The following is a 19766-nucleotide window of genomic DNA, read 5'->3' as shown; positions in this document are numbered from 1 at the left end:
GGCCGACTCGTCGGCACGCCACGCCTCCGGCGTCGTCGCCGCGCGGGAGACCGCGGCGTGCGCCTCGATCCGGTCGCCGAGGGCCGCCGCGAGCTCGGCGTCCAGGCCGGAGAGGAGCCGCCGGTAGCCCTCGTGCCCGGCCATCAGCTCCTCGTGCGTCCCCTGCGCCGCGACCCGACCGTCCTCGATGAGGACGACCCGGTCGGCGAGCCGGAGCGTCGAGACGCGGTGGGTGATGAGGAGCGTCGAGCGCCCGGCGAGCACGGACCGCAGGCCGTCGTGGATCCGCTCCTCGGTCGCCGCGTCGATGGCGCTCGTCGCGTCGTCGAGGACGAGGATGCGCGGATCGGTGAGAATCGCCCGGGCCAGCGCGATCCGCTGACGCTGGCCCCCGGAGAGGGTCAGCCCCCGCTCGCCGACAGGGGTCTCGTAGCCGCGCGGCAACGCCCGGACGAAGTCGTCGGCCTGCGCGATCCGCGCGGCGTCCTCGATCTCCTCCTGCGTCGCGTCCGGCCTGCCGTAGGCGATGTTGGCGCGGACGGTGTCGCTGAAGAGGAAGCTGTCCTCGAAGGCCGTCCCCACCTGGCTGCGGAGCGACTCCAGCCGTATGCCGCGCACGTCGTGACCGTCGACCCGCACGCTCCCGGCGTCCGGGTCGTAGAACCGCGCGAGCAGTGCCGCGACCGTGGACTTCCCGCTGCCGCTCGCCCCGACGAGCGCCACCCGCTCCCCCGCGCCGATCGTCAGGTCGAGCCCGCGGAGCACGGGCGCGTCGTCGGCATACCCGAAGAAGATGCCCTCGAAGGTGACCTCGCCGCGGATCCGGGGCAGCGGCGCGGCGTCCGGCCGGTCGGTGACCGCCGGACGCAGGTCGAGCAGCTGGAAGATCCGCTCCACCCCGGCGCGGGCCTGCTGGGCGATCGTCAGCATTCCGGCGAGCTGCCGGGCGGGGGCAGCGAACTGGGCGACGTAGGTCGAGAAGGCCAGGAACGTGCCGATGCTGATCGTGCCGTGCAGGGTGAGCCAGCCGCCGAAGGCGAGGATCGTCACCTGGGCGAAGGCAGGCACGGACTCCAGGAGGGGCTGGTAGCGGGCCTGCAGCCGGACGGTCCGCATCCGGGCGCCGTAGAGCGTGCCCGCCGCGTCGACGATGCGGCCCAGCTCGCGCTCCTCCTGGCCGAACGCCTTGACGACACGCACGCCGCCGACCGCCTCGTCGACGATCTGCGCGACGTCGCCCTCGCGCTGCTGGCCGTCCCAGGTGGCGGGAAACACCTGCGAGCGCATCCGGTGGGCGATGACGACGAGGGTGGGCAGGACGACGAGAGGGACGATGGCCAGGACCGGCGACAGGACGACCATGATGCCGAGCGACAGCACCATGAGCAGGACGTTGCCGGTCACGATGGGCAGGAACTGCAGGAGGCCCTGGACGAGGGTCGAGTCGGAGTTGGCCCGCGAGACGAGCTGGCCCGTCGGCATCGTGGCCAGGGTGCCGAGGTCGAGCGACTGCAGATGGTCGTGCATCGCGTTGCGCAGGTCGAGCTGCACGGACAGGGCCGCGCGGCCACCGTGGTACCGGCGCAGGTAGGACATCGCGAACGCGAAGACCGCCGCTCCGACGAGCAGTGCGAGCCATCCCGCGAGCCCTCCGTGCCGCGCGACGATGACCTCGTCGACGATGTGGCGGGCGATGAGCGGAACCACCGCGAGGCTCGCGCTGCCGAGCAGCGCGGCGCCGAACGAGAGGTAGACGTCGCGCCGGTGCCGGCGCAGCTGACCCCAGAGGCGGCGGAGCCAGCCCGGTGCGGCGCCCGAGGTCGGACTCGCCCCGCCGGGCCGGTTCCGCAGCGGTATGCCGTCCTGCCGGCTCGTCCGGTCCGTCGCCGTCACGACGTCGCGGCCTCCTGGAAGCGGGCCGCCATCCGCGCCTCGATGGCGACACCGACCGAGGTGAGCGCGTCGACGAGCCGCTCGAGCTCCTCGTCGGTGCCGGCGAGCTCGGCGAGCCGGGTGACCATCGCCGCCTCCGCCGCCTCGAGGGCTCGCGCGCCCGCCGGGGTGAGGCGGAGGGAGACGGCTCGCTGGTCCGCCGCATCCGTCTCGCGTTCGAGGAGTCCACGACGGGTCAGCGCGTCGACGGAGCCGCTGAGGCTGGGCTGGCCGAGGGCCAGCTTGACGGCGATCCGGGAGGCCCGGTCGTCGCCCCCCGCGACGGCGGACAGGACGCGGTAGTGGGCCAGGCTGAGGTCGCCGCCGGCGCGCTCCACGACGCGGGCGAGGCGGGCCAGTGCCCGGACCGCGGCGACGGGTCCGCCCGGTCGTGCGGGGAGCGCCGCCGGCGGGGACGACGCGACCGAGGTGGCCGACGGCCGGGTGTCCCCCGGCGAGATGGCCGACGGCTGCGCAGCTGGTCGCATACCACGCACTGTAGACCTCTTGCTTCGGACTCCGAAGTACCTGGCCGGCGTCAGTGGGTGTGGGCACGCGCCCGCAGGGCCACGGCGAGCGGCTGCGCGGCGACCGCGAGACCGCCCACCCCGATCGTCGCCGCCGCGAGGTCGACGCTGACCCGGCCCTGCGGGAGCCAGTACACGTCCTCGAGGTCCAGGAGCAGCGCCGCCTCATCGGCGATGAGCGCGTTCGCGAAGCCGAAGACCACCGGCCGCAACGGTCCGCTCCCCGGCTCGACGCCCCGGCGCAGGGAGTAGCCGGCCAGACCCGAGAGGAGCGCGATCCCGATGTTGTAGTGGTGGAAGTGGTGTCCGCCGAGACGCATCCCTCCGCCACGCGGGCCGTGCCCGGAGCGGATCCAGTGGGTCAGCGCCCGGACGCCGGCGAAGGTGACGGTGAAGGACGCCCACGACAGGAAGGCCGCCCGCTCGTCGCGGTCGAGGTCCACCATCCAGGAGGACCTGACGTCCTCCCGGGTGAGTCGGCGTGTGCGTCGTCGCTGCTTCTCCATGCCAGCAGTGTGTCGCCCGCCCCTGCACGCCGGCCAGCGGGCCGTCCCACGGGTCGCGTCGTGGGGGACCGTCAGACACCCCATACGGCTTCGGGCCGGTGATCGTCGTGCGTGAGCGGCGCGCGCTCGTGGCGTCTGTCGGCTCTCTGGGTGTCCGTCGGTCGCCACGGGGGCTGGTGCACAGACCCCGATCGGGTGCCAGACCGCCAAGGGGGCTGGTGCACAGACCCCGATAGGGTGCCAGACCGCCACGGGGGCCGGTGCACAGACCCCGATCGGGTGCCAGACCGCCAAGGCGACGTCACCGGGGAAGGCGACCACCGACATCAGGGGGTGCGGGGGGCGGAGCCCCCATGTGACGGGGGCACCCGGGGGCGGAGCCCCCATGTGACGGTCAGCCCAGGGCGGCGACGGCGGCGTGGTATCCGGAGAAGTCGCGCGCCTCCCCGGGGCCGTTGACGAGGCTCCACCGGACGACGCCCTCGGTGTCGACGAGGAAGGTGCCCCGGATCGCCATGCCGGCCGTCTCGTTGAAGACGCCGTAGGCCGTCGCGACCTGACCGTGGGGCCAGAAGTCGGACAGGAGCGGGAAGAAGTACGCCTCCTTGTCGGCGAAGGCGCGGAGGGAGAACATCGGGTCGCACGAGACGGCCAGCACCTGGACCTTGTCGTTGACGAAGCCCTCGAGGTTGTCGCGGATCTCGCACAGCTCGCCGGTGCAGATCCCCGAGAACGCGAACGGATAGAAGACGACGACGACGTTCTTCTGGCCGCGGAACGACGAGAGCGTCACGTCGACGCCGTTCTGGTCCTTGAGGGTGAAGTCGGGTGCGACGTCCCCGACGGACACCGGGGCGGGGGCTGCTGCGGTCTCGGTCATGCCGGAAGTGTGCCAGCAGCCCCCCGACCGCCGCGAACCGGATCAGCGACGGACCGACCGGGGGGCGACGAGCCGCGTCGCGGTCCAGCCCGGGCACGCGTTGACGCTGCCCGAGGTGTGCAGGCCCGCCGTCGACGCCGACTCGTCGATGAGGGCCGGGTCGACGCGGCCCGCCCGGTCGGACTTCGGGGTGAGGAGGACGACGAAGCCGCCCTCCTCCAGGCTCGCCAGAGCATCGACGACGGCGTCCGCGAGGTCGCCGTCCTCGTCGCGCCACCAGAACAGGACGGCATCCGCGACGCCCGTGTAGTCCTCGTCCTCGAGCTCGGCACCGATGTGGTCCTCGATGGCGAACCGCAGGTCGTCGTCCACGTCGGAGTCGTAGCCGAACTCCTGCACCACCTGGCCGGACGCGAACCCCAGCCGCGCCATGAGCACGGTGGCCTCCGGGTCCGGAGTGTGGTCCGCAGCCGTCACCATGGGTCAAGTCTCACCACGACGCACCGTCGAGGCAACCACATCGCCCGAGGTCCACACCCGCATCACGCAAGGTCAGGACCCGATCCGGGGCCTACGCTTCACCGTATGGGGCGAGTGACGCGCCGGGTGCCCCGCACCCGCTTCGACCTGCGGGAGGTCCCCGCCAGGGTTGTCACGCATCCCGACACCGTCGTCGTCGAGGAGCCCCTGCAGATCCGGGTCGACGGGGTCCCCGTCACGACGACGATGCGGACTCCCGGTGACGACTTCGACCTCGCCCTGGGCCACGTCCTCGCCGAGGGCCTCGTCGGGGAGCCGGCCGACGTCGCGACGATGATGCACTGCACCGATCTCGACGCCGACGGCCGGCCGACCTTCAACGTCGTCGAGCTGACCCTGCGGCCCGGCGCCCGGCTGCGCCGGGAGCCGGTCGCGCGGACCGAGGTGACCTCCAGCGCGTGCGGCATCTGCGGCAAGCAGAGCATCGACGATGCCCTCGCCGAGGTCGGGGCCGGCGTCCATGCCGACGAGACGTCGCTGCCCGCGGCCCTCCTCCCCGGGCTGACGACCGCCCTCCGGGAGCGGCAGACCGTCTTCGACCGGACCGGCGGCCTCCACGCGGCCGCGCTCTTCGGCCCACCACCCGATCCGGCCTGCCTCGTCGTCCGCGAGGACGTCGGGCGGCACAACGCCGTCGACAAGGTCATCGGCTGGGCCGCCCGCTCGGCACGACTCCCTCTCACCGGCCACACCCTCGTCGTCAGCTCCCGGGCGGGCTTCGAGATCGTCCAGAAGGCGGTCGCCGCCGGTGTACCCGTCGTCGTCGCGGTCGGCGCGGCGACGAGCCTCGCCGTCGACCTGGCCCGCGAGAGCGGGCTCACACTCGTCGGGTTCGCACGGGACACGAGCGTGGCGGCATACACCCGCCCGGATCGCCTGACGACCCTTGCGCGATGACCGGACCGTGACGCACCGACCGGCGGACCCTCTCCCGCCCGCGCATACCGGTCAGTAGGCCGGGGCGGTTGCGCCGGAGGGCACCGTGGGGTGGAGGATGGGAGTCAGCGCTCACTTCCGGTGGCCGACGGCCGCCGTGCGAGAAAGGACCTCCCGTGGCTCGTCCCGAGGACGCCGGACCCATCCTCAACGGTCTGCCTTCCCAGCTGCCAGACATCGACCCCGAGGAGACCCAGGAGTGGCTGGACTCCCTCGCCGCCGTCGTCGACGGCCCGGGCCGTCCCCGCGCCCGCTATCTCATGCTTCGCCTGCTCCAGCAGGCCCGGGAGATGCAGGTCGGCGTCCCCTCGTTGACGACGACCGACTACATCAACACGATCGGTCCGGAGTCCGAGCCGTGGTTCCCCGGGGACGAGGACACCGAGCGCCGCTTCCGTGCCTACCTGCGCTGGAACGCCGCGATCCTCGTCCACCGCGCCCAGCGGCCCGGCATCGGGGTCGGCGGCCACATCTCCACGTATGCGAGCGCCGCCACCCTCTACGAGGTCGGCATGAACCACTTCTTCCGGGGCCGCAACCACCCCGGCGGCGGTGACCAGATCTTCTACCAGGGGCACGCCTCGCCCGGCATGTACGCCCGCGCGTTCCTCGAGGGCCGGCTCTCCGAGGAGCGCCTCGACGGGTTCCGCCAGGAGCACAGCCACGTCGTCGACGGCCGGCCGCTCGCGCTGCCGTCCTACCCGCACCCCCGGCTCATGCCGGACTTCTGGGAGTTCCCCACCGTGTCCATGGGCATCGGGCCCATGAACGCCATCCACCAGGCCCAGTTCAACAAGTACCTCCACAACCGCGGCATCAAGGACACGAGCCAGCAGCACGTCTGGGCCTTCCTCGGCGACGGCGAGATGGACGAGCCGGAGTCGCGCGGTGTCCTGCAGCTCGCGGCGGGCGAGGAGCTGGACAACCTCACCTTCGTCATCAACTGCAACCTGCAGCGGCTCGACGGCCCGGTCCGCGGCAACGGCAAGATCATCCAGGAGCTCGAGGCCTTCTTCCGCGGCGCCGGGTGGAACGTCATCAAGGTCATCTGGGGGCGTGGCTGGGACCCGCTCCTCGCCGCCGACGGCGACGGCGCTCTCGTTCACCTCATGAACACGACGAGCGACGGCGACTACCAGACCTTCCGCGCCAACGACGGCGCCTACGTCCGCGAGCACTTCTTCGGTCGCGACGCGCGCACGCGCCGGATGGTCGAGGACTGGTCCGACGACGACGTCTGGTGGAAGCTCAAGCGCGGTGGCCACGACTACCGCAAGGTGTATGCGGCATACAAGGCCGCGACCGAGCATCACGGCCAGCCGACGGTCATCCTCGCGAAGACCATCAAGGGCTACGGACTCGGCACCCACTTCGCCGGCCGCAACGCGACCCACCAGATGAAGAAGCTGACCCTCGAGGACCTCAAGGGCCTGCGCGACAGCCTGAAGATCCCGATCAGCGACGCGCAGCTGGAGAAGGACCCGTACCTGCCGCCGTACTTCCACCCCGGGCAGGACGACGAGGTGATCCGCTACATGCTCGAGCGGCGCGCCAAGCTCGGCGGCTCGATCCCCGAGCGACGCACGACGCACCTGCCCCTCCACCTCCCGGAGGACTCGGCATACGCGCAGGTCCGCAAGGGGTCGGGGAAGCAGGAGGTCGCCACGACGATGGCGTTCGTCCGGCTCCTGCGGGACCTCATGCGGGACAAGGAGTTCGGCAAGCGGCTCGTGCCGATCATCCCCGACGAGGCCCGGACCTTCGGGATCGACAGCTTCTTCCCGACGATCAAGATCTACAACCCGCACGGGCAGAAGTACACGTCGGTCGACGCCGACCTCATGCTCGCCTACAAGGAGTCCGAGCAGGGCCAGATCCTCCACATGGGCATCAACGAGGCCGGGTCCGCCTCCGCCTTCACGGCGGTCGGGACGTCGTATGCCACGCACGGCGAGCCGATGATCCCCATCTACATCTTCTACTCGATGTTCGGGTTCCAGCGGACGGGCGACTCGCTCTGGGCCGCGGCGGACCAGATGACGCGCGGCTTCCTCATCGGGGCGACCGCGGGGCGGACCACCCTGACCGGCGAGGGCCTCCAGCACGCCGACGGGCACAGCCCGCTCCTCGCGTCGACGAACCCGGCGGTCGTCGCCTACGACCCGGCGTACTCCTACGAGATCGCCCACATCGTCCAGGACGGCCTGCACCGCATGTTCGGCACGGACGAGACGCTGACCGACGACGACCGCAACGTCATCTACTACCTCACGGTGTACAACGAGCCGATGGTGCAGCCGGCCGAGCCGGAGGGCGTCGACCGCGAGGGCATCCTGCGCGGCATGCACGTCGTGTCCGAGGGATCCGGCGAGGGTCTCCCCGGCGACGCGCCGCGGGCGCAGCTGCTCGGGTCCGGTGTCGGCCTGCCGTGGGTCCTCGAGGCCCAGCAGCTCCTGCGGGACGACTGGGGCGTCGTCGCCGACGTCTGGTCGGTCACCTCGTGGAGCGAGCTGCGCCGCGACGCGATGCGGTGCGACGAGGCGGCCTTCCTCCACCCCGAGCAGGAGCGCCAGGTCCCCTACGTCACCCAGCGGCTCACGGGTCGTCAGGGACCGGTCGTCGCGGTGTCCGACTACATGCGGGCCGTGCAGGACCAGATCCAGCCCTGGGTGCCGACCGACTTCGCCTCGCTCGGAGCGGACGGGTTCGGGTTCTCCGACACCCGCCCCGCCGCCCGGCGCTACTTCCACATCGACGGGCCGTCGGTGGCCGTCCGGACCCTGCAGATGCTCGCCGAGCGCGGCGAGATCGCTCCGGAGAAGGCCCGCGAGGCGGCCGAGCGGTACCGCCTGCTCGACGTCACGGCCGGCACGAGCGGCAACGCCGGCGGCGAGTCCTAGGCGGGCCCCTCACTCCGGTCGAGCCGGGTGTGAGTCGACCCCCCGTTCCCTCGTCGGGCGGGCGGGTCGGGTCCCGGCGCGCCTGCGTCCCCTCTGGGTTGCGGCGGCGCTCACCCCTCGCTTTATCGGGTGACCCGACAAGACTGGCCTTCACCCGGCTTTCCTTGTCGGGTGAAGGCCAGTCTTCCGGGGTCACCCCACAAGGCTGCCCCACACCCGGAATCCCGACCGGCGGATGCCGGCCTCCGCGACGGCCGAACCCGCCGCATCGCCGGCCACGACAACCCCGCACGTGCCGACTTGCTGCTGCCTCGGGAAAGGCTCGACCGCGACAACCCCCGCACGTGCCGAGTTGTTGTCGTCGGGAACGGGTTCAGGCGACATCTTCTCGGCACGTGCCGAGTTGTTGTCGTCGAGAACGGGCTCACGCGACAACCCCCGCACGTGCCGAGTTGTTGTCGTCGGGAACGGGTTCGGGCGACATCTTCTCGGCACGTGCCGAAGCCGGCGGGGCAGGTGCTGGCCTTCCGTGGCGTGGGCGGGCCGTGTGGCGTGAGTCCTGGTCAGCTCGCCCCCACCGGTCAGGGTCAGGGCCGCGTGAGCGTCGAAGAAGGGGGTCGATGCCTTGTGGGGAAGCTGGCCAAAGCCAGGACTCTGGCCAGCTTCCCCACAAGGACTCGTCCCGCCCACCCGTGGCGAAACTCGACCACGACAACCCCGCACGTGCCGACGCAATGTCCTCGAAACCGCCGGCAACCACGACAACCCCCGCACGTGCCGACGTGATGTCCTCGAAGACGGGTTCGGGCGACATCTTCTCGGCACGTGCGGAAGCCGACCGCGGGGCACGTGCGGAAGCCGACCGCGGGAGCAGGTCCGGATCCGACCGGGGTCGAGGCGGGCGTCGGCGACCCCGACGCGTCCACTGACGGGGAGGGGGGATGCGAGGTGCCGGACGGTCCCCCATAGGCTGGCCGTCGTGTCCAAGGTCCTCACCTCCCTCCCCGTCGGCGAGCGCGTCGGCATCGCCTTCTCCGGAGGTCTCGACACCTCCGTCGCGGTCGCGTGGATGCGCGAGAAGGGGGCCGTGCCGTGCACGTACACGGCCGACCTCGGTCAGTACGACGAGCCCGAGATCGACCAGGTCCCGGACCGCGCCGGCGACTACGGCGCCGAGCTCGCACGGCTCGTCGACTGCAAGGCGGCGCTCGTCGAGGAGGGCCTCTCGGCTCTCGCGTGCGGGGCGTTCCACATCCGCAGCGGGGGCAAGTCGTACTTCAACACCACCCCCCTCGGCCGCGTGGTCACCGGCACCCTCCTCGTCCGGGCCATGCAGGGCGACGACGTCCACATCTGGGGCGACGGCTCGACGTTCAAGGGCAACGACATCGAGCGCTTCTACCGCTACGGGCTGATGGCCAACCCCGAGCTGCGGATCTACAAGCCGTGGCTCGACGCCGACTTCGTCGGCGAGCTCGGCGGCCGGCACGAGATGAGCGAGTGGCTCCAGGCACGCAGCCTGCCCTACCGCGCGAGCACGGAGAAGGCATACAGCACCGACGCGAACATCTGGGGCGCGACCCACGAGGCGAAGACCCTCGAGCACCTCACCGAGTCGATGGAGATCGTCGAGCCCATCATGGGCGTGCCGTTCTGGCGCGACGACGTCGCGATCCCGACCGAGGACGTGACCCTCGAGTTCCTCGAGGGCCGCCCCGTCGCCATCAACGGCACGCGGTTCACCGACGCCGTCGCCCTCGTCCACGAGGCGAACGCCATCGGCGGCCGCCACGGCCTCGGCATGTCCGACCAGATCGAGAACCGGATCATCGAGGCGAAGTCCCGCGGGATCTACGAGGCGCCCGGCATGGCGCTCCTCTTCGTCGCCTACGAGCGCCTGCTCAACGCGATCCACAACGAGGACACGATCGCGAACTACCACCAGGAGGGCCGCCGCCTCGGCCGGCTCCTCTACGAGGGGCGCTGGCTCGACCCGCAGAGCCTCATGCTCCGCGAGTCGCTCATGCGCTGGGTCGCGTCGGCGGTCACCGGCCAGGTCACCCTGCGGCTGCGGCGGGGCGACGACTGGTCGATCATCGACACCCGCGGACCGAACTTCAGCTACCACCCGGAGAAGCTGTCGATGGAGCGCACCGAGGATGCGGCCTTCGGCCCGGTCGACCGGATCGGCCAGCTGACGATGCGCAACCTCGACATCGCCGACAGCCGGTCCAAGCTCGAGCTGTATGCCGCGCAGGGCCGTCTCGGGGTCGAGGCCCAGGCGCTCGTCGGGTCCCTCGAGCCCGGCGGGGCGGCCCAGATCGCCGCCAACCCCAAGGCGGTCGCGGGTGAGGAGTCCGACGACCTCCTCGACGCGGCGGCGATGGAGTTCGGCGTCGACTGACGACGCCGAGCCGGAAGGCGTCTCCCGGTCAGCCGTCGCCGACCGTGGGCAGCTCCGCGGGCTCGACGCTCGCGGCGATGACCGCGGCCGCGAACCGAGCGATGCGCTCCGCGAGGCTCTCATGTCGTGCTCCCTTCAGGCCCGACTCCGGACCAGCACCCGTGCGGACGAGCCCGCGCCGTCCTGGCACAGCCCGACGGTGCAGGTCGCACCGCTCCGAGCCGACGCGGAACGCCATGGGCGGCACGGTCGAACGACGTTCTGCCACACCGGACTCCCGCCACGGAGCGATAGCGCAGACTGTCATCCGCCGGGAGGCCCGGTCCAATGCCGATTCCCTCTGACGGCCATGCGCCGACGACATCGCCAGGACCGACGCGCGGCCCCGGAACGTTGTCCCGGACCGGCATACCGGCCAAGATGGCTCCATGAGCGAGGAGCAGGGGTTCGACTCGAGTGCCCACGAGGGGGAGGAGCAGCCGCGCATCCCTCCACCCCAGCGCTACGAGGGCGCGCCGGCCGATCCTTCGTCGCCGTATGCCTCCCGGCCCCCTGCGGAGACGTCCCAGCCCGCGCGGACGCCTCCCACCCCGGCACCATCGCCCGGGGACCCGTCCACGGGGGCGGGCCGAGTGCCGACGGTCGGTGAGCGGCTCATGGCCGTGAGCGGCTCACTCTCGGTCGTCGTCTTCCTCCTCCTCGGGTTCGTCTTCCACGCGTGGGCGTGGGCCTGGCTCGTCTTCCTCGTGCCCGGCCTCGTGTGGAAGTGGAACCATCCCGGCGAGGGGCGGCCGCGCAACCGCCGGTAGCGACGGCGCCGCGCACGGGCGCCCTTGTGGACGGCATACAAATAGACTGCCGGGTATGCCACCCGCCCGGTCCGCCTCCGCGTCCGCGGGGACGGCGCTGCACACCGTGTCCCCCGAGACGCTGCAGCGCATCGAGCGCCGGGCCGGCGAGCTGTCGACGTCGGCCGCTCAGCGGATCGAGACCGAGCACGCGTGGTACCGCGAGCTGTCGGCCCAGGAGCGGGCGTGGGTGGGCGTCGTCGCGCAGGCGGGCATCGCCTCCCTCATCACCTGGCTGCGCTCGGACTCCGCGCGCGTCGACGCGGACGTCGTCTTCGACGCGGCCCCGCGGGAGCTGACCGGGTCGATCAGCCTCTCCCGCACGCTCGACCTCGTCCGCACCGTCGTCGACGTCGTCGAGGTCGACGTGTCCGGCCTCGCCGGGCCCGGGGAGGAGCAGCTGCTCCGGGAGGCGGTCCTCCGCTTCAGCCGCGAGATGGCCTTCGCGGCCGCCGAGGTGTATGCCGAGGCCGCCGAGTCCCGCGGCGCCTGGGACGCCCGGCTCGAGGGGCTCGTCGTCGACGCCGTCCTGCGGGGCGAGGCCGACGACGAGATGCAGTCGCGGGCCGCGGCCCTCGGGTGGGGCGCGACGACCCGCGTCAGCGTGCTCGTCGGAAGCAGCCCCCAGGGCTCGGCAGCAGGCCTCCTGGAGGCGTTCCACCGCACGGCATCCCGGCTCGGCATCGACGTCCTCGGAGCGGTCCAGGGGCGACGGTTCGTCGCCATCGTCGGCGACGTCGACGAGCCGCTCACCGCGGCCGCCGCCCTCGGCGACCACTTCGCCGAGGGCCCGCTCGTCGTCGGGCCGACCGTGCCGCACCTGTTCGCCGCCGGCCGGTCCGCACGGGCCGCGATCTCCGGCCACACAGCCGCGCTCGCGCGACCCACCACGCCCCGTCCCGTGGAGGCCGACGACCTCCTCGCGGAGCGGACCGTGCTCGGGGACCACCCCGCCCGGGCCCTGCTCCTCGACCGGATCTGGCGTCCGCTCGTCGAGTCCGACGGGGGCCACCTCCTGGAGACCGCGACGGCATACCTCGAGGCCGGGGGGAACCTCGAGGCGACCGCCCGACGCCTCTACGTCCACCCCAACACCGTCCGCTACCGCCTCGGCGGCATCGAGCGCGTCACGGGGTACGCCCTCACCGACCCCCACGACGCCTTCAGCGTGGAGGTCGCCCTCCTGTGCGGCCGGGTCGACCGGGCCGGGCCGCTGCCGCGGATCGCGCGCGCGGACTGACCGGCGAGACCCGAGTCGTGAGATCGGACCCACACGGCATTGTGGGAATCCTCCAAACACGGACGTGAGAGTTCGTCGCGATCGGTCACGACGGCATCACGGCGATAGCGGGACGCTGGACTCGTGCTCGTCATCGTCGCGCCCGGACAGGGCTCCCAGACCCCCGGCTTCCTCACCCCCTGGCTCGAGCTCCCCGGCACCCGGGAACACCTCATCCACCTCGGCGAGCAGGCCGACCTCGACCTCGTCGTCCACGGCACGACGTCCGACGAGGAGACGATCAAGGACACCGCCGTCGCCCAGCCGCTCATCGTCGCGGCCGGGCTGGTCACCTGGCGCGCCCTCCTCGGCGACCCGGCCGACACGGCGGGCGTCGGCGCGCTCTCGGGCCACTCCGTCGGGGAGATCACCGCGGCCGCGGCCGCCGGCGTCATGTCCGAGGACGACGCCATGAGTCTCGTGGCGCTCCGGGGCCGGGCGATGGCCGAGGCGAGCGCCGTCCGGCCGACCGGAATGAGCGCCGTCCTCGGTGGCGCCCCCGACGAGGTGCAGGCCGTCCTCGCCCGCCACGGCCTCACACCGGCGAACATGAACGGTGCCGGACAGGTCGTCGCGGCCGGCACGATGGACCAGCTGGCGGCGCTCGCGGCGGACCCGCCCGCCAGGGCCCGCGTCATCCCGCTCAAGGTCGCCGGGGCGTTCCACACCGAGCACATGTCGCCGGCCGTCGCCGCGCTCAAGGACCGCGCCGCGTCCGTCGCGGTGAGCGACCCCGGCATCACCCTCGTCTCCAACAAGGACGGCGAGACAGTGACGACCGGCGCCGAGGTCCTCGCGCGCCTCGTCAACCAGGTGAGCAACCCGGTCCGCTGGGACCTGTGCATGGAGACCTTCTCCGCCCTCGGCGTCACCGGGATCCTCGAGCTCGCGCCCGCCGGGACCCTCGTGGGGCTCGCGAAGCGCGCCCTGCGCGGCGTCGAGAGCGTCGCCCTCAAGACCCCCGACGACCTGGACGCGGCGCGGCGTCTCGTCGAGACCCACGGCTCGTCCGAGCCGGCCACCCCCTCCCAGGAAGGCTGAGGCGTATGTCGTCCGCCAGCATCATCACCCCCTCCGGGGCCCGCTACTCCCGCATCATGGGAGTCGGGGGCTACCGTCCCGAGCGGGTCATCTTCAACGACGAGCTCGTCGAGGCCATCGACTCCTCCGACCAGTGGATCCGCGAGCGCACCGGCATCATCAGCCGCCGGTGGGCCGCCAAGGACGAGAGTGTCGTCGACATGGCGGAGGCGGCCTCACGCGACGCGATCGTCGCCTCCGGCCTCGAGGCGACCCAGATCGACGCCGTCATCCTCGCGACGGTCACCCACCCCTACCAGACGCCCGCCGCGGCTCCGATCGTCGCGACCCGCCTCGGGGTCCAGGACGCCGTCGCCTTCGACATCTCCGCCGCGTGCGCCGGGTACTGCCACGGCATCGCCCTCGCGAGCGACATGGTCCGGGGCGGCAGCGCGACGCACGTCCTCGTCATCGGGGTCGAGAAGCTGTCGGACTTCACCGACCTCCACGACCGCAGCACCGCCTTCATCTTCGGCGACGGTGCGGGCGCCGCCGTCGTCGGACCGTCCGACACCCCCGCGATCGGCCCGACGGTCTGGGGCTCGGACGGCTCCCAGTGGGAGACCATCGCCCAGCGCGAGTCGTGGACCGACCTGCGCGACGAGTGGGCCGCGGCCGACGAGTCCGGGGGCGAGCACGGCTGGCCCCCGATCCTCATGAAGGGCCAGGCGGTGTTCCGCTGGGCCGTGTGGGGGATGGCCCCGGTGGCGCAGAAGGCGCTCGACGCGGCCGGCATACGGGCCGAGGACCTCGACGCCTTCATCCCCCACCAGGCGAACATGCGGATCATCGACTCGATGATCAAGCAGCTCGCCCTCCCCCCGGACATCCCCGTCGCGCGGGACATCGCCGAGACGGCCAACACCTCCGCCGCGTCGATCCCGCTCGCGACGGAGAGAATGCTCCGTGAGGGCCAGGCTCCCCACGGCGGACTCGCGCTGCAGATCGGTTTCGGTGCAGGGTTGGTCTATGCCGCCCAGGTCGTCGTCCTGCCCTGATGAGGTTCCCGCCGGTCTGACGGGTCATTCGGGCCACCGCATCCCCACGAAGTGAAGGAGAAGCACCAATGGCTCAGAGCGAGCAGGAGATCCTCGCGGGTCTCGCGGAGATCGTCAACGAGGAGACCGGCCTGGACACCGACTCGGTCCAGCCCGACAAGTCCTTCACCGACGACCTCGACATCGACTCGCTGTCGATGATGACGATCGTCGTCAACGCCGAGGACAAGTTCGGCGTGAAGATCCCGGACGACGAGGTGAAGAACCTCGTGACGGTCGGCGACGCCGTCACGTACATCGCCAGCAACCAGGGCTGACACCCACCCTCGCCGCACCGGCCCGCGGCGGCAGAGCCCACCGCCGCGGGCCGGTGACGCGCCATCCCCACACCAGACGAGGAGTCCACCCGACATGACCACCAACCGTAAGGTCGTCGTCACCGGCATCGGAGCCACCACACCCATCGGGGGCACCGCGACCGAGACGTGGGACGCCCTGCTCGACGGCGCGTCCGGCGCCCGCAACCTGCCGCAGGAGTGGGTGGACACCTACCAGCTGCCCGTCCACTTCGCCGCGACCATCGAGGTCGCGCCGGATCAGGTCCTCTCCCGGCCGGAGACCCGGCGCCTCGACCCGAGCGGTCAGTACGCCCTCGTCGCATCCCGTGAGGCGTGGGGCGACGCCGGCGAGCCGGAGGTCGACCCCGAGCGGCTCGGTGTCGCCATCGGCACCGGGATCGGCGGGGTGTGGACGCTCCTCAACGCGTGGGACACGCTCAAGGAGAAGGGCCCGCGCCGGGTCATGCCGCTCACCGTCCCGATGCTCATGCCCAACAGCGCCTCCGGCAACGTCTCCCTCATCTTCGGCGCCCGCGCGGGTGCCCACACCCTCGTCTCGGCCTGCGCGTCCGGCGCGGAGTCGATGGGGTATGCCGCGGCGATGATCGCCGAGGGCAAGGCCGACGTCATGATCACGGGCGGCACGGAGGCCGCCGTCCACCCGCTGCCGATGGCCGGCTTCGCCGCCATGCAGGCCCTCTCCACGCGCAACGACGACCCGACGCACGCGTCACGGCCGTACGACCTCGCCCGCGACGGGTTCGTCCTCGGCGAGGGCTCCGCCGTCATCGTCCTCGAGGAGGAGGAGCACGCGAAGGCCCGGGGGGCGCGGATCTACGCCACCTTCGCCTCGACGGGCACGAGTGCGGACGCGCACCACATCGCCGCGCCCGAGCCTGAGGGGGCCGGTGCCTCGCGGGCCATGGTCGAGGCCGTCGAGCGAGCCGGGCTGACCCCCGCGGACATCGTCCACATCAACGCCCACGCGACCTCGACGCCGGTCGGCGACATCGCCGAGTCGAACGCGATCCGCCGGGCCTTCGGCGACGCGACGGACTCCATGGCCGTCAGCGCGACGAAGTCGATGACCGGCCACCTGCTCGGTGCGGCCGGCGCTCTCGAGGCGCTCTTCTCCATCCTCGCGGTCCACCACCGGCTCGCGCCGGCGACGACGAACATCACCGACCTCGACCCGGAGATCCACCTCGACGTCGTCCGCGACGAGCACCGCAAGCTGCCCCAGGGCGACATCGCGGTCCTCAACAACTCCTTCGGGTTCGGCGGCCACAACGTCGCCAACGTCATCACGAGCTCCTGAGGACGCCGCGCCGGCCATGTTCTCGGGGCCGACATGTCCCTGTGGGGAACCTGGCCAGAGCCATAGCGCTCACCGGCTTCCCCACAAGGGACTGACTGACCCTGTCGGTCACTGTGGACGAGGCCCGCACGGGCTTGGCACGTGCGGGGTTGTCGTGGTGTCAGCCGCGCGCTGAACCACGTCAAGCCCGCATCTGCCGGGGCCGGCGGTGCGCTGGACCTCGCTGGGCGTTCGGCAGCGGCTTCTCAGCCGACCTTGTGGAGCCAGCGCACCGGCGCGCCCTCACCGGCATACCGGAACGCCTCGAGCTCGGCGTCCCAGTCCGCCCCGAGGAGCTCCTCGATCATCTCGGCCATCGCCTCGGGCGAGCCCTGGGCGAGGGTGACGACCTCGCGGAGCCGGTCCTCGTTGACGACGGTGTCCCCGTTCGCTCCGACCCACGCGTGATGGATGCCGAGACTTGGGGTATGCGACCAGCGTGAGCCGTCCGCTCCGAGGCTCGGCTCCTCGGTGACCTCGAACCGGATGTCGGTGAAGGCGCGCAGCGCGGACGCGATGCGCGCCCCCGTGCCCTGCTCGCCGTGCCACGTCAGCTCCGCACGGACGGCACCGCGCTCCGCCGGCTGGGCGGCCCAGTCGAGGCCGACGCGGACACCGAGGGTGCTCTCCAGCGTCCACCGGATGTGCGGGCACAACGCTCTGGGGGTGGCATGGATGAAGACCACCCCGCGAGTCTGGGTACGCGACGACGGCGCAGCAGACATCCTGGTCTCCTTCGGTGCGGTGGACGTCTTCCCCAACGCCGCGCACCGTGGCGCCAAACTCGTCGTGCTGTGCTCGTATGCCGTGCAGCCGGCTGTGCGGTTGTTCGCCACATTGTGCACCACGAGTCCCATCGGAACCAGCAGGCGCACCGGTCTGACCGCGCGTGCCGAGGTGATGTCGTCCCCCAGCCGGACGCGTCCGGCGCCCGGCGCCCTCCCGCACGTGCCGAGCTGATGTCGTCCCCTCGCGGATTCGGGAGCAACAACTCGGCACGTGCGGAGAGGGAAGCCGGGTCCGCTCGCTCGGGCGGCTCTGCTGCACAGTACCGGGCCGGGCACCGCCGGCCGCCTGCTGGCAACACCCGCGATAGGCTCACCGCCGCACGCGGGGCAGTAGCTCAGTCGGTCAGAGCAGCGGACTCATAATCCGTCGGTCGTCGGTTCAAGCCCGACCTGCCCCACCGCTGTCTATGCAGGTCACAGGCCCAGCTGAAGGAAGGGAGAGCGGCCTATGACCAAGCCAATCGTGCCAAGAGTCTGCGCACGTGGCTGCTCCGGCACGGTTGGGGCGCCCTGTCACGTTCGTCCCCCGCACGTATGGGGCGCATGAACCCGTCCCAGGCCCGCGCCCAGGCTTCCCGTGCCCTGTTCGAGCCGCGTGAGCTTCGCGACCAGCTCGCCGAGCGGCTCGCCCACACCGCCCGGAAGGGGTACGCCCCCTCGCCCGCCCTACAAGTCGCGGTCTTGCGAGGACGTCGCGCCGATCGGCGGGACGTCCTCGCAAGAGCGCGACTTCTGGCGACAGCCGGCCCGGCGCGGCGCCCGGGAGCGTGCGAACCTCGACACGTCACGTCCTCCTGGCCAGAGGGCATCCCCGCGTCCGCCACCCGGGTCGCCGCCGGCGTTCGAACCCCGACGATCTGGGCGAGCGTTGTCGGGTCACCCGATAAAGCGTGGGCAGGGCGCGCGGGGGCAACGCCGCCGACCCTTCGGACCCGCGACATGCCGATCCTCGGGACCCGCGACATGCCGATTCTCCGGACCCGCGCGCGGCTCTAGGACCCGCGCCGTCCCGACCCGTGCCGCTCCCCCGATTCGCTGCTGCGCGCGCCCACATCCCCCATGTCCCCCCTTGACAGGAGGGTTTACTCGGGTAAAGTCTCCGTCACGACCCACCCCTCGGGATCCCGGGAAAGGCCCAGACCGCCCCGCGACAGGGCGGAACGCCGACCGGGAGCCGCCGTCGGTCGCCCCACCCCCATGGCCGGGACCGCAGCGCTCGGCCCGGCTCGTCAGAACACGACCTCCGCTCGAGAGAAGAGACAGACCCCGTGGCATTCACCCTCGGCATCGTCGGTGCCGGACAGTTCGCCTCGCACTTCGCGGCCATCTTCGACCTCCACCCCGGGGTCGCTGCCGTCCACGCGACCGACGTCGTCCCCGGTCGCGCCGAACGACTCGTCGAGGACCTGGGGCTGGCCGGGACGTACGCCGATCTCGACGCGATGCTCGCCGACCCCGCCCTCGACGCCGTCGCCGTCTTCACCCAGCGATGGACCCACGGCTCCCTCGTCGCCGACTCCCTGCGGGCCGGCAAGCATGTCTACTCCGCCGTCCCCATGGCCGTGACGCGCGAGGAGATCGCCGAGATCGTCGACCTCGTCGACCGGACCGGCCTCACCTACATGATGGGCGAGACGAGCTACTACAACCCGGCCACCGTCTACGCCCGGCAACGCGTCGCGGCCGGCGACTTCGGCGACGTCTTCTACGCCGAGGGCGACTACCTCCACGACATGGACCTCGGCTTCTACGACGCCTACCGGTGGAGTGGCGGCGAGGGCTGGAAGGCGACGGCGAGCTACCCCCCGATGTGGTACCCCACGCATTCCATCGGCGGAGTCCTCGGCGCCATCCCCTCGTATGCCGTGAGCGTGAGCTGCATCGGCGTCCACGACACGCTGAACGACGGCGTGTTCGACACGTCGGTCAGCATGTTCGACAACGACTTCTCCAACATGACAGGCCTCTTCGAGCTGGCGGGAGGGGGCTCGATGCGGATCAACGAGTTCCGGCGCGTCGGCTATCCGGCCCCGATCCGGGAGAGCAGGTTCCGCTACTTCGGCACCCACGGCAGCTTCGAGCAGCTTGCGACGACCTCGTTGTGGCAGGACAAGGAGGGCGTCGCCGACGTGTCGGAGCAGATCGAGACCCATCCGACGCTGAGCCTCGACGACCCGCGCCTCGCCGACGTGTCGGAGGCGCTCCGGGAGGCCTTCGTCTCCGGCCACGCCCCGGTCCACGAGGCCGAGACCGCGCGGCTCCCGGACAGCTTCGCCGACGCCCCGAACGGTCACGAGGGCAGCCACCAGCTGCTCGTCGACGACTTCGTCCGCTCCGTCCTCACCGGGACGCTCCCACCCGTCAACGCGTGGGTCGCGGCCCGCTACACCCTGCCCGGCCTCGTCGCCCTCGAGTCGGCGCGCCGCGGCGGCGAGCGGCTGCCGATCGACGAC

At 71.9% G+C, this 19766-nt stretch carries 18 protein-coding genes and 1 tRNA gene; 12 read left to right on the top strand and 7 right to left on the bottom strand.

Going from position 1 to position 19766, the window contains the following annotated elements; genetic code table 11:
• The 5 genes from BN12_RS20560 to BN12_RS20540 all read right to left on the bottom strand — a co-directional run.
• A partial coding sequence (locus tag BN12_RS20560) for an ABC transporter ATP-binding protein (protein WP_200901266.1) occupies positions 1-1893 on the bottom strand: 1893 nt, incomplete at its 3' end.
• A complete protein-coding gene (locus BN12_RS20555; protein WP_083454812.1) occupies positions 1890-2420 on the bottom strand; it encodes a MarR family winged helix-turn-helix transcriptional regulator in 531 nt (176 codons plus the stop codon). The genes BN12_RS20555 and BN12_RS20560, both read right to left, overlap by 4 nt.
• A 50-nt stretch (positions 2421-2470) precedes the next feature.
• Complete coding sequence (locus BN12_RS20550; protein WP_048555385.1) at positions 2471-2965, bottom strand: hypothetical protein; 495 nt, start codon at positions 2963-2965, stop codon at positions 2471-2473.
• A 394-nt stretch (positions 2966-3359) separates the two neighbouring features.
• The gene (locus tag BN12_RS20545; RefSeq protein ID WP_048555384.1) at positions 3360-3845 is read right to left on the bottom strand and encodes a peroxiredoxin; all 486 of its coding nucleotides are present in this window, start codon (positions 3843-3845) and stop codon (positions 3360-3362) included.
• A gap of 42 nt (positions 3846-3887) precedes the next feature.
• Positions 3888-4325: a DUF3052 domain-containing protein gene (locus BN12_RS20540; protein ID WP_048555382.1), complete on the bottom strand. Its 438-nt coding sequence runs from the start codon at positions 4323-4325 to the stop codon at positions 3888-3890.
• A 105-nt stretch (positions 4326-4430) separates the two neighbouring features.
• Here BN12_RS20540 and fdhD point away from each other — a divergent pair, with 105 nt between their 5' ends.
• The 3 genes from fdhD to argG all read left to right on the top strand — a co-directional run bounded on the left by fdhD (position 4431) and on the right by argG (position 10625).
• Entirely contained in the window at positions 4431-5282 is an 852-nt protein-coding gene (gene fdhD / locus BN12_RS20535) for a formate dehydrogenase accessory sulfurtransferase FdhD (RefSeq protein ID WP_048555380.1), read from the top strand.
• 155 nt (positions 5283-5437) lie between these two features.
• Positions 5438-8221 carry a pyruvate dehydrogenase (acetyl-transferring), homodimeric type gene (gene aceE / locus BN12_RS20530; protein WP_048555379.1) on the top strand — a complete coding sequence of 928 codons (2784 nt, stop codon included), beginning with the start codon at positions 5438-5440 and terminating at the stop codon, positions 8219-8221.
• A 979-nt stretch (positions 8222-9200) separates the two neighbouring features.
• Positions 9201-10625 (top strand): argininosuccinate synthase, encoded by a 1425-nt coding sequence (gene argG / locus BN12_RS20525; protein WP_048555377.1) that lies wholly within the window; start codon positions 9201-9203, stop codon positions 10623-10625.
• Between the two features lie 28 nt (positions 10626-10653).
• On the opposite strand, the gene BN12_RS20520 is transcribed toward argG, so the two are convergent.
• The gene (locus BN12_RS20520) at positions 10654-10863 is read right to left on the bottom strand and encodes a hypothetical protein (protein ID WP_048555375.1); all 210 of its coding nucleotides are present in this window, start codon (positions 10861-10863) and stop codon (positions 10654-10656) included.
• A gap of 190 nt (positions 10864-11053) precedes the next feature.
• Here BN12_RS20520 and BN12_RS20515 point away from each other — a divergent pair, with 190 nt between their 5' ends.
• The 6 genes from BN12_RS20515 (at position 11054) to fabF (ending at position 16486) form a co-directional block, all read left to right on the top strand.
• Entirely contained in the window at positions 11054-11434 is a 381-nt protein-coding gene (locus tag BN12_RS20515; protein WP_048555373.1) for a hypothetical protein, read from the top strand.
• A 55-nt stretch (positions 11435-11489) separates the two neighbouring features.
• Positions 11490-12713: a PucR family transcriptional regulator gene (locus BN12_RS20510; protein WP_083454811.1), complete on the top strand. Its 1224-nt coding sequence runs from the start codon at positions 11490-11492 to the stop codon at positions 12711-12713.
• 123 nt (positions 12714-12836) lie between these two features.
• Positions 12837-13793, top strand: coding sequence for an ACP S-malonyltransferase (locus BN12_RS20505; protein ID WP_048555372.1), 957 nt, complete (start codon positions 12837-12839; stop codon positions 13791-13793).
• Positions 13794-13798: 5 nt separating this feature from the next.
• Complete coding sequence (locus tag BN12_RS20500) at positions 13799-14830, top strand: beta-ketoacyl-ACP synthase III (RefSeq protein ID WP_048555370.1); 1032 nt, start codon at positions 13799-13801, stop codon at positions 14828-14830.
• Between the two features lie 68 nt (positions 14831-14898).
• On the top strand, positions 14899-15147 hold the full coding sequence (locus tag BN12_RS20495; RefSeq protein ID WP_048555367.1) for an acyl carrier protein: 249 nt from the start codon (positions 14899-14901) through the stop codon (positions 15145-15147).
• Positions 15148-15241: 94 nt separating this feature from the next.
• Positions 15242-16486, top strand: coding sequence for a beta-ketoacyl-ACP synthase II (gene fabF / locus BN12_RS20490; RefSeq protein ID WP_048555365.1), 1245 nt, complete (start codon positions 15242-15244; stop codon positions 16484-16486).
• Positions 16487-16731: 245 nt separating this feature from the next.
• On the opposite strand, the gene BN12_RS20485 is transcribed toward fabF, so the two are convergent.
• Entirely contained in the window at positions 16732-17250 is a 519-nt protein-coding gene (locus tag BN12_RS20485; RefSeq protein WP_048555363.1) for a DUF3145 domain-containing protein, read from the bottom strand.
• On the opposite strand from BN12_RS20485, the gene BN12_RS25470 reads away from it, so the two are divergent.
• The 3 genes from BN12_RS25470 to BN12_RS20475 all read left to right on the top strand — a co-directional run.
• On the top strand, positions 17201-17485 hold the full coding sequence (locus tag BN12_RS25470) for a hypothetical protein (RefSeq protein ID WP_162232999.1): 285 nt from the start codon (positions 17201-17203) through the stop codon (positions 17483-17485). The genes BN12_RS20485 and BN12_RS25470 overlap by 50 nt on opposite strands.
• Positions 17486-17637: 152 nt before the next feature.
• Positions 17638-17711 (top strand) — tRNA-Ile (locus BN12_RS20480).
• An 870-nt stretch (positions 17712-18581) separates the two neighbouring features.
• Positions 18582-19766 (top strand): Gfo/Idh/MocA family protein (locus BN12_RS20475; RefSeq protein ID WP_048555361.1); only part of this gene is annotated, 1185 nt, incomplete at its 3' end.

Source organism: Nostocoides japonicum T1-X7 (assembly GCF_001046855.1).
Taxonomy (GTDB): Bacteria; Actinomycetota; Actinomycetes; order Actinomycetales; family Dermatophilaceae; genus Nostocoides; species Nostocoides japonicum.
This window is presented reverse-complemented; position numbering and strand designations above follow the sequence as displayed.

Excerpts from the sequence above, each read along its gene's own strand:
- BN12_RS20555 (WP_083454812.1), bottom strand. The coding sequence starts at position 2,420 with ATGCGACCAGCTGCGCAGCCGTCGGCCATCTCGCCGGGGGACACCCGG.
- BN12_RS20550 (WP_048555385.1), bottom strand. The coding sequence starts at position 2,965 with ATGGAGAAGCAGCGACGACGCACACGCCGACTCACCCGGGAGGACGTC.
- BN12_RS20545 (WP_048555384.1), bottom strand. The coding sequence starts at position 3,845 with ATGACCGAGACCGCAGCAGCCCCCGCCCCGGTGTCCGTCGGGGACGTC.
- BN12_RS20540 (WP_048555382.1), bottom strand. The coding sequence starts at position 4,325 with ATGGTGACGGCTGCGGACCACACTCCGGACCCGGAGGCCACCGTGCTC.
- fdhD (WP_048555380.1), top strand. The coding sequence starts at position 4,431 with ATGGGGCGAGTGACGCGCCGGGTGCCCCGCACCCGCTTCGACCTGCGG.
- BN12_RS20520 (WP_048555375.1), bottom strand. The coding sequence starts at position 10,863 with ATGGCGTTCCGCGTCGGCTCGGAGCGGTGCGACCTGCACCGTCGGGCT.
- BN12_RS20515 (WP_048555373.1), top strand. The coding sequence starts at position 11,054 with ATGAGCGAGGAGCAGGGGTTCGACTCGAGTGCCCACGAGGGGGAGGAG.
- BN12_RS20510 (WP_083454811.1), top strand. The coding sequence starts at position 11,490 with ATGCCACCCGCCCGGTCCGCCTCCGCGTCCGCGGGGACGGCGCTGCAC.
- BN12_RS20500 (WP_048555370.1), top strand. The coding sequence starts at position 13,799 with ATGTCGTCCGCCAGCATCATCACCCCCTCCGGGGCCCGCTACTCCCGC.
- BN12_RS20495 (WP_048555367.1), top strand. The coding sequence starts at position 14,899 with ATGGCTCAGAGCGAGCAGGAGATCCTCGCGGGTCTCGCGGAGATCGTC.
- fabF (WP_048555365.1), top strand. The coding sequence starts at position 15,242 with ATGACCACCAACCGTAAGGTCGTCGTCACCGGCATCGGAGCCACCACA.
- BN12_RS25470 (WP_162232999.1), top strand. The coding sequence starts at position 17,201 with ATGAAGACCACCCCGCGAGTCTGGGTACGCGACGACGGCGCAGCAGAC.
- BN12_RS20485 (WP_048555363.1), bottom strand. The coding sequence starts at position 17,250 with ATGTCTGCTGCGCCGTCGTCGCGTACCCAGACTCGCGGGGTGGTCTTC.